This is a genomic window from Exiguobacterium sp. 8H, assembly GCF_902506255.1.
Classification (GTDB): domain Bacteria; phylum Bacillota; class Bacilli; order Exiguobacteriales; family Exiguobacteriaceae; genus Exiguobacterium; species Exiguobacterium profundum.
The window spans coordinates 692636-707208 of record NZ_LR733429.1 but is presented as its reverse complement, the minus strand read 5'-3'; the positions used below and the strand labels follow the sequence as shown (position 1 = coordinate 707208).

General features: G+C 43.4%; 17 protein-coding genes and 1 other annotated feature. Of the genes, 5 read left to right on the top strand and 12 right to left on the bottom strand.

Translation table 11 applies throughout. From position 1 onward, the window contains the following. Positions 1-33 precede the first annotated feature (33 nt). Both GVY43_RS03575 and GVY43_RS03570 read left to right on the top strand, forming a co-directional pair. Entirely contained in the window at positions 34-1086 is a 1053-nt protein-coding gene (locus GVY43_RS03575; RefSeq protein ID WP_159562280.1) for an MFS transporter, read from the top strand. A 284-nt stretch (positions 1087-1370) separates the two neighbouring features. Next, positions 1371-1623, top strand: a binding site (T-box leader). Between the two features lie 68 nt (positions 1624-1691). After that, complete coding sequence (locus GVY43_RS03570) at positions 1692-2915, top strand: MFS transporter (protein WP_159562279.1); 1224 nt, start codon at positions 1692-1694, stop codon at positions 2913-2915. Between the two features lie 67 nt (positions 2916-2982). On the opposite strand, the gene GVY43_RS03565 is transcribed toward GVY43_RS03570, so the two are convergent. Next, entirely contained in the window at positions 2983-3369 is a 387-nt protein-coding gene (locus GVY43_RS03565) for an NUDIX hydrolase (RefSeq protein ID WP_159562278.1), read from the bottom strand. A 91-nt stretch (positions 3370-3460) separates the two neighbouring features. Between GVY43_RS03565 and GVY43_RS03560 the strand changes: the two genes are divergently transcribed. Further along, positions 3461-4162, top strand: a complete 702-nt coding sequence (locus GVY43_RS03560) for a CPBP family intramembrane glutamic endopeptidase (protein WP_159562277.1) — start codon at positions 3461-3463, stop codon at positions 4160-4162. Between the two features lie 5 nt (positions 4163-4167). Here GVY43_RS03560 and GVY43_RS03555 read toward each other — a convergent pair whose 3' ends face one another. From GVY43_RS03555 to GVY43_RS03545, 3 genes are read right to left on the bottom strand one after another with little or no spacing between them, the layout of a single operon-like run. Next, positions 4168-4893, bottom strand: coding sequence for a MerR family transcriptional regulator (locus GVY43_RS03555; RefSeq protein WP_159562276.1), 726 nt, complete (start codon positions 4891-4893; stop codon positions 4168-4170). Positions 4894-4916: 23 nt separating this feature from the next. Further along, positions 4917-5894, bottom strand: coding sequence for a serine hydrolase (locus tag GVY43_RS03550; protein WP_159562275.1), 978 nt, complete (start codon positions 5892-5894; stop codon positions 4917-4919). After that, a complete protein-coding gene (locus tag GVY43_RS03545; RefSeq protein WP_159562274.1) occupies positions 5872-6417 on the bottom strand; it encodes a short-chain dehydrogenase in 546 nt (181 codons plus the stop codon). The genes GVY43_RS03550 and GVY43_RS03545 overlap by 23 nt, the downstream gene beginning before the upstream one ends. A 217-nt stretch (positions 6418-6634) precedes the next feature. Here GVY43_RS03545 and GVY43_RS03540 point away from each other — a divergent pair, with 217 nt between their 5' ends. Beyond that, complete coding sequence (locus tag GVY43_RS03540; RefSeq protein WP_074037051.1) at positions 6635-7444, top strand: GGDEF domain-containing protein; 810 nt, start codon at positions 6635-6637, stop codon at positions 7442-7444. A 21-nt stretch (positions 7445-7465) separates the two neighbouring features. Here the strand turns inward: GVY43_RS03540 and GVY43_RS03535 are convergent, their stop codons facing one another. From GVY43_RS03535 to GVY43_RS03505, 7 genes are all read right to left on the bottom strand, one after another. Beyond that, complete coding sequence (locus GVY43_RS03535; RefSeq protein WP_159562273.1) at positions 7466-8155, bottom strand: VOC family protein; 690 nt, start codon at positions 8153-8155, stop codon at positions 7466-7468. 41 nt (positions 8156-8196) lie between these two features. Continuing rightward, the gene (locus tag GVY43_RS03530) at positions 8197-8940 is read right to left on the bottom strand and encodes a hypothetical protein (RefSeq protein WP_159562272.1); all 744 of its coding nucleotides are present in this window, start codon (positions 8938-8940) and stop codon (positions 8197-8199) included. Positions 8941-8954: 14 nt separating this feature from the next. Next, positions 8955-9266, bottom strand: coding sequence for a DUF2199 domain-containing protein (locus tag GVY43_RS03525; RefSeq protein WP_236548979.1), 312 nt, complete (start codon positions 9264-9266; stop codon positions 8955-8957). Between the two features lie 311 nt (positions 9267-9577). Further along, positions 9578-10216, bottom strand: coding sequence for a hypothetical protein (locus GVY43_RS03520; RefSeq protein ID WP_147537435.1), 639 nt, complete (start codon positions 10214-10216; stop codon positions 9578-9580). Positions 10217-10338: 122 nt separating this feature from the next. Next, positions 10339-11256 carry an NAD(P)-dependent alcohol dehydrogenase gene (locus GVY43_RS03515; protein WP_159562271.1) on the bottom strand — a complete coding sequence of 306 codons (918 nt, stop codon included), beginning with the start codon at positions 11254-11256 and terminating at the stop codon, positions 10339-10341. 99 nt (positions 11257-11355) lie between these two features. After that, the gene (locus tag GVY43_RS03510) at positions 11356-12399 is read right to left on the bottom strand and encodes an ABC transporter permease (protein ID WP_159562270.1); all 1044 of its coding nucleotides are present in this window, start codon (positions 12397-12399) and stop codon (positions 11356-11358) included. Continuing rightward, on the bottom strand, positions 12399-13259 hold the full coding sequence (locus tag GVY43_RS03505) for an ABC transporter permease subunit (protein WP_159562269.1): 861 nt from the start codon (positions 13257-13259) through the stop codon (positions 12399-12401). Before GVY43_RS03505 ends, GVY43_RS03510 begins: the two co-directional genes overlap by 1 nt. Positions 13260-13469: 210 nt before the next feature. Between GVY43_RS03505 and GVY43_RS03500 the strand changes: the two genes are divergently transcribed. Beyond that, positions 13470-13769, top strand: a complete 300-nt coding sequence (locus GVY43_RS03500; protein WP_159562268.1) for a hypothetical protein — start codon at positions 13470-13472, stop codon at positions 13767-13769. A gap of 306 nt (positions 13770-14075) precedes the next feature. Here GVY43_RS03500 and GVY43_RS03495 read toward each other — a convergent pair whose 3' ends face one another. Beyond that, positions 14076-14501: a hypothetical protein gene (locus tag GVY43_RS03495; protein WP_074037059.1), complete on the bottom strand. Its 426-nt coding sequence runs from the start codon at positions 14499-14501 to the stop codon at positions 14076-14078. Positions 14502-14573 lie beyond the last annotated feature (72 nt).

Here is a 14573-nt window from a genome sequence, read left to right as displayed (position 1 = left end):
CTTCACTGACCTTATGAAAAGATGGTGATTCACATGTTTCAATCGCTTCATCCTAACCTAAAAGTTAGACTTGGCTTGAACTTCATTCAAAAGCTGACTCAAACCGCGGTATTTCCTTTTTTGACGATTTATTTCGTTCGACAATTCGGTGCGACGGAGACCGGACCGCTCATCGTCTTGACGATGATTGCCTCATTCATCGCAAGTCTCTATGGAGGCCATCTGTCCGATTGTTACGGAAGAAAACGAATTCTCTTCATCGGAGAAATACTACGTTTCGCATGTTATATCGGTATGACAATCGCAGGTTCCCATGTAATCGACAGTGCCATTTTATTATTTATCTTTTTCTTTTCTAGTAATCTTCTGAGTAGTGCCATCACGCCAGTAAACGAATCCATCTTGATTGATGATAGCCGACCCGAGCAGCGAAAATATTTGTATACACTCAGTTACTGGCTGATGAACGGTTCCATCGTCATCGGTAGCTTAATCGGCGGCTTCTTCTTCGAACAGCATCTCTTCTACTTGTTAGTATCGGCAGCCATTCTTTCATTCGGATGTGTCTTCCTGATTTCCTTCAAACTCAAAGACAACTATAAACCTTTACCGCGTAAAGGACAGAAGACTACTAATGTATGGACAGGATACCAGACGGTCATGAGGAACCAACTCTTTTTGAAATACCTTGTCGCAGGTATTTTGACGTTGTCGTTAGAGTTGCAGCTTACGCATTATCTCGCGATTCACTTTGCTGAAACGTTACACGCTGTCCCGTTCTTTCATTTCTCACTAGATGGGACGAAGATTCTCGGACTGCTTCGAGCGGAGAATACGATTCTCGTGTTACTGCTCGGTCTTGTGTTGATGCGTTGGACCAAATCTATCTCTGAACGTGCGCTACTTTACACGGGTGTCACACTGTTCAGTCTTGGATTCGCCATTTTACCGGTTTCAAATGATTTTTCAATGCTAGTGCTCGCTACGGCTTGTTTCACGTTCGGAGAGCTGCTATATGTCCCCATTCATCAAGCCATGCTAGCTCGACTCGTCGAAGACCACCTCCGCGTCAATACTTGGCCGTGAACGGTCTCCGCTACCGAGGTGCGCTTCTCATTGGCGCAATCAGCGTCTCGACTTATGATGTCGTGTCACCTGGTTGGATGGCCATCACTTATATTTGCTTTGGTATATTGGCAATCTTCTTATATCGTTCAATCTTGAAAGAACTGGATAAGTGCCAACCTTTAGAAATGAAGAAAGCGTCCTAGATCACAATCATAGTTTAGTATCTTGAAGGGGATATACATCTATCTACCAAAAACGTTTCCAATATTTGCACAATGTGCTATCCTTACAAAAATGATCTGATAAACGCGATGAAGAGAAGAGTAAATCCATGAATCTTTCGTAGAGAGCCCCGCCGGTGAAAAAGGGTAAAGAAGATGGATCGAAACAAGACTCCGAGCAGCGCCATGGAACTCACCCCGAGGGATATGGCGACGGGCACTCCCGTTATAGAGTTGAGGTATAGTCCGACTCGTTCGGCAGTACCAAACAAGGTTCGTACGGTGACGTGCGGACGAACAGGGGTGGCACCACGATGAGAATCTCGTCCCCAAGACTTCGTTCTTGGGGGTGGGATTTTTTTGCGTTGCGAAAGTGATTAAAAAATAGAAGGAGTGATTGACTTGAACTCGTTTCGAAAAACCTCTACGCTACTGCTCGTCAGTGTCGGAATCTCAAATCTCGGTGCTTGGGTATACTTTATCGCGCTCAACCTGATTGTCCTCGAGATGACGGGATCTCCATTCGCCGTCTCGATTCTCTATGTATTAGTCCCACTCGCTTCAATCACGGCGAACCTTTGGTCAGGTAGCCTGATTGACCGGGTCGATACGAGACGACTGATGATGTTGCTGGATGTCCTGCGCGCATGTCTCGTATTCTGCTTGGGCTGGATCGATTCTTTATGGTTCATCTATGGAGTCGTCTTCATCCTGAATCTGATGAGTTCATTATTCGAATCATCAAGCCTGGTCTACATGACGCAACTCGTACCTGCCTCGAACCGTCAAAAGTTCAATGCGATGAAAAACTTTGTACAGTCATCCGGTTTCATTTTAGGTCCGACGATTGCGGGTCTACTCTTTCTAGTCGGGAGCCCGACATTTGCGATTTTTGTGAACGCCTTCGCACTCATTGGATCGGTCGGTATGCTGATGCTCCTCCCATCTCACCTTCGAACGAATGCGCCTGTTGAACCATTCTCTATGCGGATGATCATTGACGATTGGAAGGTTGTCATCCGATTCGCTTCGAATGCCAGATATGTGATGCTCATTTATGGCTTGTTCTGCGTCATGACCATATTCATGTCTGGACTCGACTCGTTGGAAGCGTCATTCGCGACCCAAGTCCTTCACTTATCTGAGAGCCGCTACGGATTTCTCGTCAGTATCGCTGGAATCGGGATTATTGCAGGCTCTCTCATTAATTCAAGATGGAGTCACCGCTTATCCTTATCGTTTTGTATCGGATTCGGGGGCATCATGACACCAGTCGGCTATCTTCTTTTCGCAAGTTCATCGTCATTCATGATGGCCTCAGTTGGATTTTTTGTCCTGACATTCGCGCTTGCCTTTGCAAATACCGGATTTTTATCATTCTATCAGCACCATGTCCCGGTCGAAATCATGGGTCGGTTCTCTGGCGTTATCAATGTGGGAGAATCAGTACTCGTCATCCTACTCACGTTCGGGATTGGACTCCTTGCCGAAATAGTTGGGATTCGCCCGGTCTATCTCGCATTCTCCATTCTCTTCTTCCTCATCGGTTGTTATACGATGTACGTCATGCGCGACCGTTCGAAACGGAACTATTTCACTTACAATCAAACTGAAGAAGCATCTTAATATATTTGCCGGTCGCTTATATGCGACCGGCTTGTTCTAATCGATGAATCGCTTCATTGATTTTTCATCATACACTCCACCGTTTAATCAGCTCAAGATCTTCTGGAAATGCAAGTTCCAATCGCTCCAATTCATGAATCGACCACCAATTGACTTTATCCATGTCCGAGTCGATAGTTGCGGTCACCAACCGCTCCTTACACGTTGCCAAGAAATAATGTGTCTCGACCTGAAAGTTTGATATGATGGCTCGTTTGATATTTAGTCGTTGATCAACAGAAATGCGATAGCCCGTCTCTTCTAACACTTCGCGCCGACAACACTGTTCCGGAGTTTCTCCGTCTTCTAGACCACCTGATGGCAAACTCCATTGTTGTATGTCACGATTCTTTACGAGTAGGACTTCCTTCTCTTCGTTGATGCATAAAGCAGCTGATCCAATCCATTGTTCCATAGTCTTAATACTCCTTTTTCATTTTTCTGCTTGCAGGTGACGTTACGTCACCCGATATGATGGGGCTACAACCACATAAGGAGGAAATATGATGTTGAATCAAATGCAAAAGAAAATATCTCCCATTTGGACATGGAACCAGTTCGCAATTACGATGGTTCTTCTATTCGGAGTGACGCCCCTACTCATCGAGCAACACTTACACAACTTTTTAGAGCGGTCATGGGGAAACACCCTCTATTCAGGAACAAGTATCGGCCTGTTATTAGCCATAATATTTATGACCGTCCTCTATCTCGTCGCAATACGTCCTCGGACCTTATCGCTCGAAACGTTAGGACTTCGCCGCATCTCATGGAAAGACTCGGGGATGATCTTTCTATGGACAATTGTGTTAATTGTACTCAGTATCATCATCGTCGTAGTCCAATCATATTTCAGCATCGGTACGTCGAATACAAAAACAGAGAGTTTGCAAAGTGACTTGTCGATTATCTCCATACTAATTGCGTTTGGATCGGCGGCCATCATATCACCATTCTATGAAGAAATCTTTTATCGTGGGTTCTTATACCGCTTCTTTCAAGAACGATTTGGGGTTTGGATCGGGATGCTAATAAGTGCTGGAATATTCACTCTCGCTCATTTACCGACGACAAACACGTTACTCGTCAATTTTGTATCGGGACTAGTATTTGCTTGGGTATATGAACGGACCAACTCTATATATTCCAGCATGCTCATCCATGGCACCTTTAATGGGCTAGCCGTTCTATTGACTGCATTGGCGTGAGGGAATCACTCTTGATATAGTGAATCAATATAGGCAAGAATCGATGCATCGATTGGATACAGTCCTAATTCATTCGATGCATCAGTTGATTTTCGAATCATCCAAAATGATTCAATCAATTGTTGATCTTGTCCAAATGTCTCGTCTGTTAACCATGTCAAATCTTCTTTAAGAATTTGAGCTTCTTTTGAGGAAGGGGCGACCCCACGTTCCAATAAAATTTCAATTCTCCGAATCAAGTTGATCCACTTTTTCGTATCATGCTCACCGTCTTCTAATTTAGGTAAGCTTGCTTTCAATGAATCAGACTCTTCTTCCGAAAAATAGTCCGTCCATTGTCCCCGGTCATTTGATTTAGCTTGAATAGTTTGTAGTTTCGTCCAATCGATTTTTTCATTTTCAAGCTTCATGGATTGAAGGAGTGTGACAGTATGGTTTCTGGCCTGCTTCAATTCCTCTATCTTTCCTTCTAACGAGGACAGATGTGCGGACAAGATGCTTGTAAGTGATTGCTCATCTAAGATTCTCCGAATCTCATCAAGCGGCACGGCCATCGATTTTAAAAGCATGATTTTTTGAAGGCGAAACATTTCGTCGTCACTATAAAATCGTTTCTGTACATCGTTTGTATACGATGGAGTGACCAAATTGATTTGGTCATAGTATCGAAGCGTACGCACTGACACGTTCAGTTTTCTTGCGACATCTCCCGTTGAATAGTGTCTAGCCAACGTGTAGCCCTCCTTATAATACGTTATGTGTATGCCCTTAGTAGCTGTCCGATCAATCCTTCGAGTTGATGAACCCCTTCATTCCGATTTGACAAACAAATGAAACCTGTTGGAGAGTCTTTCTCCATCACGAGCAAACATTGAAACCCGATCCCCCAACCGAATGAGAATCCCTTACCTGGCTTGTTGGGATTTATAAATAGACCATGTCCTACTTCGGCATTTGTGGAAGATGGTGTGAATAAAACCCTTCTTGACGCGTTACTCAAGAACCCTTCTTTCGTAATTGCGTTGACGAGTATCGCTAAATCGGAAGCCGTTGTCCAAAGACCACTCGCTGCAGGGTAAGGATAATAGCATGACTTTGGAGAGACGACTGACCCGTTTGGTTCAATCCCGATAACGCCATACTTCTCTATCCTCTCTAAATCATACGAACTTGAGTTCATATCCAGCGGTGCAAAGATGTATTCAGTCATGATTTTTTCAAATGTAGAAGACATACATTGCTCAATCGCATGTTGGAGTAAACAGTAACCAGAATCTGAATAGTGGAACGTCCCAACTTCCTGTGACTGGATAAACACCGGTCGCTCATAATAAGGTGTGTTACCCAATATTATCTCTTCCATCGAAGGGATCTCTGTACATTGATCCATCGTCCCGAACTGATCAGGCAAATCGATTATGCCAGCCTGATGTTGGATGAGCTGTCGTATCGTGATTTGTGAAGGAATCCCATTTTCATCATTCAACGTGAAGGAAGAGAAATAATCATTGATTTCCGAGTCTAAATTTAACTTCTGATCTTCAACGAGCTTCAAAATGAGAATCACCGTTACAAATTTACTAATCGAACAGGCGGCGAACATCCTGCCTTCACAAGAGACGTCTCCCAATTGAAATGCGGACAACTCCCTTCTTTCAGTGATAGTTGCCAAATCTAAATTTGATACATGGTGCTTCTCCATCCATTCGCTAATCGTTTCTCGAGTGAACATTTATGTCATCCTTTCGTGTACCAATCAATCGATAGTCGTCTTGGTTCTGCATAGCATCGTGAACACCTTTCACAATCTCGTCGTGTGTCAACCAACGGACAGATGCCAACTTATGCATTTCACCTAATTGGACTTGCCGATACAGCTGTTGTTCATTGAGACATAGACATGCCTTCTCATATTCCGGATTCGCCCGGCTACCTAAAATATGTATCACCTCTGCAGTTTCCGAATGATTCAAAATGAGTTGCATCGCTTTCCCTGAGCCTCGGTGCACCCACGCGATGACTCGATCAAATGGACCGTTTTTTTGCACTGCACGCTGTAGTGCGTTTGAAAGTGCTTCCTCATCGCAATAATCAACAATCAGCGGATGACACGTTTCAGGATTTCTTTGTACGACGCTTGCCATTTTTTCTTTATTTCGTCCAATGACCGTGACATTATGTTCGATTGCCAAATAAGATGCGAGTCCTGCCAACATCCCCGTCCCTCCGACGAGCAATATATGTTTTCGATTCATGCTATCACCTCTTTTTCCATTATACACCAATCATTCGTACTTCTTTTTCTAAAGAAGTGTTCGCAAACATTCACGTCTTTTCAAAAATAAGCCTTTTAAAATAGAGTGAATCACTTATAATGAATCAAGTGTTCGAATCGGTTTGAACAATCACTATTTCGGAAAATGGATAATAGTGTTATCATTGCAATTTATTTCTTTTAAGAGGAGGATACCTATGAGACACTGGACAACGATGTCCATACAACTAATCGCACTCATCGTTGTATCGTTGACATGTAGTATTCTACTTTCCTCTGTGCTGATCCTGAATCATCTACCCGTTTGGTGGATGATCTGTATTCCGATTCTTTATCTTTCAACTTTGCTCATTCACCGAGCGTCTGGTGTACTCATTCTGTTAGGATTCGCTGCTTACTTTTTAATCACGATGCCTGTGTATGAGACTGCCGCTACTGCGCAACTATATATTTTATTACTATTAGCGATTTTGACGGGGTTGTCTTACTGGCTCCAAGTCAAGCTGTTTCATGCCCAGTTTGCACTAAAGGTTGCGGAAGCGAGGGTCAGTCAGTTAATTGCGGTCGACCCAGAGACCGGTTTTGATAACCGTGATCGTTTTTTGATGGATATAGAGGCTGAACGGGATCGGTTGATTCGCCACGGTGAAACGTTCGTGGTGTCATTCATCACACTGCCCATTCTCGATCATTTTGAAAAACAGTATGGTTCATCCGAATATGAATGGTTCTTATACTATTTTAGTGACGAACTTCACGAAGCGACTCGACGAACGGACAAGAAGTATCGGGTTGCGCAAGACACATTCGCCATGATTTTCCCTCGAACTTCAATCGAAAATGCACAAATTGTACATGAACGAATCAGACCACTACTACTAGATTATTCACGTCAGAACGGTGATTCGCTCACTGTTGAATGCTCAGACCAATCGTTTGAAGTGAACTTGGAGAACGCAGTCATACGATTAGAAGAAATTCATCGGTATGTCGAATCTAAAGACTAAAAAATGAGTTCAATTGTGAACTCATTTTTTGATGGAGTGAATATGAATTTCGTGTTTCTCATCCATTTCGACGATGTATCGTTGATCAAGTACCATCTGAATTGGGCTCGGAATCGACAGTTTTGGTGAAAACAGCCACACACGACCTGGAGGAACTAATAAAATGTATGTCTCGCTATTCGGTGCGCCTAAAAAGTTCAGATGACGCTCATCGATTTGGTTACCGTCTCGGCGGTGGATCTCGATGTTTGAAAGTTCTTGTGCGACATGTAGCGGATCTTCCACAGTCAAACTCATCTCGCCAATTCCAAGAAATTCATTCAACGAAAAGGACTCGATGTTACTTTCTGGATTAATCGAATGTCGAGAAATCAACTCGACGACATTCTCGTCCGTATCGTAAAAATAAAGCGATGATGCATCGATTCCTTCAAAATAGATTTCGTCCTCCCCGTCTTCAGTTAAAAGCGGGACACGTGACATCAGCCATTCTTTCGCTTCTTTGAATCGATTAGCCGGAATATTGATAGCGAAATGGTATTGTCGCTCTTGCTCCGTTTTAGCCTCTTGAAATACCAACGCATCTTCACCTAGATTGATTCGAAAACTGGTCAGGTCTTCTTCACTGACTGATAATCCAAGTCGTTCCGTATAGAAACGTTTCATTTCGTCAAGTCGGTTCGTGTAGAGTGTCGTTTCTGTGATTCTCATGATTTCTTCCCTCGCATTCCTTATCACTATTCTTAATTCTTTCATTTGATCATTCGCTTGTACTTTTTATATTCTGTCCAACTCATATCCATCCCTAACAGCTCGTTACAAACATCCCTCTGCCAAGTGTGTGGATTGAAACCAATCACTGGCTTTGACTTTTCACCTGAATCATCAAAAGTCAGAACCAATTGAGCCACACCTTTTTCCATATAGGTTTTAGCCAATCTCTGATTAAACCGGCTGTAATGCTCACCTAAAGAAAAGGTTGGCTGCACTGCCCACGGACATCGCTCGATTGCCATTTGAAGATACTCGCGCTCTTTATGTCGTAGCACTTTTGACATGCTTAGACAAATCAATGCAGAAATTTCAGGTGTTGCTGCTTCGATCAATCGATTCGCTACCTCAATGACTTCCTCGTCCATCTCGAAATCATTCCATCCTATATCATATAACGCCAAGGCAAAGTAGAAGGGTTTATCTGGATGGTATGAAAAAGCTGTTCGGCAAAACGCGTTCACTCGATCATAATCTTCAATCCGATCCAACCGTTCATAACCAATAAGCAGATCCCAGCGATATGAATCGGTCGGATCAAGTAGCACATAGTCAATTAACAGCTGCTCGATGTCCGGAGTGTCGCGCATGAAGTGTCCAAGTTCTTTGAATCGTTTGTCGTGAACAAGTAACTCGATTCGCTCCAACATCTTCTGCTGAATCGAAGTGAGCACTTGATTTCCTGTGTACAAATCGAAAATCAAAGATGACTTCAATTGACTCACCCTGATCTCCTCCTTTATCCATTACGTTCAACGAGTCGGAATATATCATCGACCCGCAACCTGGTGATACCATTACGTTGCTCCATTGCAAGAGGATGATTCGTTGGTTCGAGTTCAATCAATGGACGTATTCCGACTGCACGCATATGTACATTTGTCTTTAGATTGATGGTATCTGGATAGATAGGAAGTTCCGTCGATAGCCAGCCGAACGTCGAATCGAGGTCAATACGCGTTGGTTCATCCCATAAATCGATGACTTTGAAAAAGTTATTCGGACTGAGTGATACCCAGACATTCCAGATGAAAGGATCGTCTTCTCCAATGATTGGAATTTCGAGGCATCCGTTGATAAAGAAATGAGCTTCATCGAGGACGCATAATCATCTGTCAAGACGACGCGTTTCTTCATTTCCCGTTTCGACAGCCCTTCTAATATTGCTGGCATGATTGATCCAAAACCGACTTTACTTTCGGTTCTCGTGCCACATGTTGAGCAGTTGTAATCACTGTTGTGCTTTCGTTTGAAAAGATATCTCATAAGTACTCGCTTTCTAGTTCAAATTCAAATTGTGGTATGTGAAATAAATATACATTCTACACGCATTTCATTTTAATTTAAGGATGTCACAGTTTATTAGACGAATATTGTAACTCTTGAAACAGTCTCTAGCACTCGCGTTTTCGTATCATTTTTCGATAGAAACACTTCTTCCCCCTTTTCATCGAAGCAATATGCGATCGGAATGGAGATTCCACAATTTCGATACGACCCATCTGCATGACTCGTTCCGATGATCATCGCTTTTCGTTCCATCGCAATCTTTCTCGCTTCTTCCGTCCACTCCATGAATTGTTCCTCACTAAACATCCCGACTCCGATTGGATTAAATATGATCGACAGATGCTCATGCGTTTTCAAGCCCTCATACCCCATAAAAATCTCCCTGCAAAGTAAATAACCGTATTCTTCCGCTCCATCCGTGACACTTGATGGCATGAACAAGAGCTCATTCTCTGGTGTTTTCCGTCGCGTTAACAACGTGTCACCTTGCTTGTTTATGATGAGGACCCGATCTTTATTCGTGTCATCTCGATACCCTAAAACAATCGATGTGTTGAATTTGATCGCTAAGTCACTTAGCCCATCTAATTCTGTATATGTACAATATCCCTCTGGATAGAGAATCAAGTCCACCGTCGGGTTCGACTCAATCTCTCGCTTCAGTTGCTCGAGATTTCGCTCTATCTTCGGTTGCCCAATCAATATATTCATGACTATTCGCTCGCTCTCATGATTTGTCTAGTTGATGAATCCATTCATATGTAAGTGAGGTTGTCGACCAAACCCCACGATAAAGCAAGAATTTGATACTTCTCTTTATACTATCATTTTATTTATTCTGCATTGATGCTCACCATCACATTTCCCACCTTTTTCCCTTGTTCCACATATCGGTGCGCTTCGACAATCTTATCGAGTGGATATACCGTATCAATGACGGGTTGCAATGCTCCTGATTCAAACAATTCGTTCAAAAATATCAAATCCTCTTTGTGTTCACTGGCTGGTCCCTGCCCCGCGACAGAACTGAAGGCCCCGTTCTCGCTCACATGGGCTTTCGCTAATCGTTTATCGATTTTCCCTGAGGCATCAAAGACCACATCATACGTATTTAATTCAAGGTCGTACCCCTCTTTCGTGTAATCGACGACCACATCAGCCCCAAGTCGCTTCACAAGTTCAACGTTCCGCTCGTGGCAAACTGCTGTGACATGCACACCGTAATGCTTCGCAATCTGTACGGCAGTCGAACCGACAGCACCTGCGCCACCATAAATGAGAACGTTGTTCGCCCGGTCGATGTGTGCCTTCCGCAAAAAATGTAACGACGTCGTACCTCCGAACGGTAGAGCAGCCGCCTCGATAAAGCTGGCATGCGTGGGCATCTGAAACACACATTTCGATTCGTTCACACAAGCGAATTCTGCATATCCGCCAAACCGCATCCCAGTTAGAGCATAGACGTTGTCTCCGACCTGAAAGTTTTTCACACTGTTGCCTGTTTCCACGACGATGCCTGCCAACACGACACCGAGAATCGGTTGACGTGGCGCCTTGAACCCAACAACCATTCGCATGGGGAGTCTCCCCAATGGAGGGACGTCTAGTGCTCGGAGGCGTCGATCTCCCGAGTGGACGGCCGATGCATGGACTCGAACCAGCAACTCATTGCTTTTCGGCTTCGGTTGATTCACTTCTTGAATGACAAGTACTTCAGGTGGCCCATACGCGGTACAAATCACAGCTTTCATATTGATTCACTCCATTCATCAATTGTCACCTTAATCTGTTATACACGTTCCCTCAAACAAGACAGTTCAGTCCATTCGACATAGAAAAACCGGATCATATCATACGATATCATCCGGTTCTTTCCTTAATGACATGGTTGAATCAACGAGGGTGAATGGATTCGAAAGAGAAGCAGCTGCCGCTTCCGATTCTGCTAGACTTACCTCGGTCACCACCGGTTCTTGACGTCTGAGTTTAAATGCTCGCTCGAGACGGTTCGTCAACAAGTTGAAGATAAAGATGAGCGCAGCAAGTGACATGGCCGGAACGAGAAACAAGTGATTCGTCATCCACGTCATCGCGGTGAACTGTCTGAAATAATACCCGAACATCGAAGACCATTCATAGACGGTCGGCATGATCCCTTCATGTAACATGACCGTTCCTCCGAAGAAAATCCCAAACAGCGAGAGATGAATAAGCAACATGAGCGTTTGGACAAACTGTTGCATGAAGACGATCACGAGGGTTGGAACGAGATGTGGGAATAGATGCAATCTCACACGGTGCCAGACACTGCCACCAAGCGTCTGAGCCACGATCATGAACTCTTGTTGAAGCAATTGTCGAATCTCCGTGATCAGGTATAACGTTACGGCAGGCAATCCGAGAACGACTAAGACGATTAGTTCAATCTTTACACGATCAAATAATGGAGGCACTTGTGTCGAATCAAAAAAGGTCAGTGTTCCTACTAACATCATCAATGCGATCAATGAAATCGGCAGAATCAAAAAGCCGTCCAATAACGTTTTAAAGAATTGATTTAAGCGAGCTCCCCTGAAAGCAAGAGGGATGCCAATCATTAGACCGATGACCATCCGTCCGAATGCGACGAGCGCACAGATGCCAACGGTCCACTTAAATCCTTCCACGAGCATTTGGAATAAATCATATCCAGCATTGTCCGTCCCGAGCCATTGATATTTTGACGGTTCTAATGGTGGTATTCCAATGAGTCTCCCTTCATCAGAGTAGAGCATGAGGGTTTGATCAACATTCCCATCACGAAACACGGTATTTCCAAAACTCATCAACAATAGCCCCGCTACGATAACAAAACAGAAGATGAAAATCGGGTCACGTATTAATACTCGGCGCATCAAATCCCTCCTTTCCATGCATTCGGAATAATCCATTCAATCAGTAAATCCAACAGAAAAATCGGGATATAGATGACGAATAAGATAACCAGTAATATCTCCATCTGCGGGTTGTAGACGGCGAATCGAAATAACCCTTGAACGTTAAATAAGTATTCGACAATCAAAAGTGTCGATAAGATGGTAATGATGTTCGAACGGAAAAAGAGGTAAAAACGATAGATGATATTCGGTAATAAGTGTTTCCAAAACAGTCCACTCGGTCGAATCCCTTTCGCTTGCGCGAGTTCGAGATACGGAATGGCTTCTTGTTCATGAATATGAATCGTCAACCATTTGATAAAGAAGAATAATGTCGTCAGCGTCAATGTGACGATTGGGAGAAACCGTATATATTCTGCGAATCCTCCGGCAACTTCAATGCGATCGAACCCTGTCGACTTATGGATTGTAATCGCAAGAAATTGAGAAAAAATTAACCAGAACAAATCTGGTACCATCTCGAGCGTCTGACTCGTTTGGTGCAAAACGGTACGAACGCGTCTCCCGCTCCGATAGTAGAAGTACGCATACATTAATCCTAGCGAGGTCGATACCGCCAGTGCCGTGGTAAAAATGATGACCGATTCTTTGACGAGCGGTCCAAGTGCCGGCAAGAGTGGCAAGTAACGTTGCGCGGTGATGTTGTAATATGTAATGTCCTCTAGTTTCTGTAATTGGTCCATCTGTTGTTGAATGCCGTTCCAATAATTCGTCAGACTAAAATCCGTCTGAACGACGAGCGACGGTAGCGCACTAATCGCAATCAAGATGAAAAATGCGACTATCAGATGAACTGATTTTCGAGCAATATACGTCATAGTTCGATCTCCTTTTGAATGCCAATCTCTCAATCAAAAGTGTGAAAGGATGTCCGTTTGATTGTTCATTTTCTAAAGGGAATAATATCCAAAGACACTTTCCACTGATTCTAGCATATTTATTATGCAAATAGAAACAATTTTCTGAAATTTATATGGGTTAATTTGTATGATACAATGTATAGATAGAAATATTTAGGGGGTTAAAGGATGTGGATTATTTTTGGATTGGCGGCGATCGGCGCAACGCTTATTAATTTGACCGTATTTATGATGGAGAAGGACTATAAGCTGCCGATGGCGATTGCCCTATCATTAGTTGCTCTCACGTTATGCGCCGAATATAGTTTGCTCAACATGTGGGTCGAAGCAAAAGACTGGGCTGCCATATTGGATGTCGTACCCGGTATGTCGCGTGCGCTGTGGTTCTTAACGGTTGCGGCAATCTTTATGAATATCCTTCCAATCTTTTTAGAGAGAAAACGAAACAAGATGAAGGAATCGAAATGATTGGTAGGACGTTCAAGAAATTCCGGTCATATGGTGCATGACAATGAATCATAAACTTATTGCGATTCTCGCTAATCCATTTGGTGTTTTCATTTTTGTCGTAATTTCACTGTCTTTGATATGGCAGGCCATACTCAGTCTCTTATCGTCTCAGCACATCTTGTTCATAACCAATTTAGTCGGAGGACTGGGTTTTATCGTCATGATGTTGCTTTTATGGCATACATACAGGAGTCAATAATAGTAAAGCGTGTTCGAAGCTATAAAATTAGCTTTGAACACGTTTTGTTTTTGAGTTTCACGCAATCAATCATCTGAACGGGTTGAATATAATAGCTCACCGTCAAGTGATCGCAACTCATAATCGATTCCTGATTGCATCTGCTTTGTCATTATTGCGCGACACGTAAACACATATCCTGGACCATATGCAACGTCCGGAATTTCCTTGAAGCCGTATGACCGCTCTCCGAACCATAGCGTCACGTTCGATGAACCCTTCGATGATCGGTCATCGACGACATAACATTCTCCCGTCTCGACGATGTGATTCGTCGTCATGCGGTCGTACGTTTCCATGCCTGCCATTCCAAGTACAAGAAACGAACAAAACATTGCGAGACAAGCTTGTCCTAGTTTGACTCGATTCCGAGTCTTTCGCCACTCTCTCCAATAGATGACAAGAGATCCTAGACACAATAATCCAATCAACCAAGTAAGTACAATTTCCAACAACCGAATCACCTCGTTTTACAATACGACTTTCTTCAAAAAAGGATTCGTGTCCCCTCACAAAAAAACTCG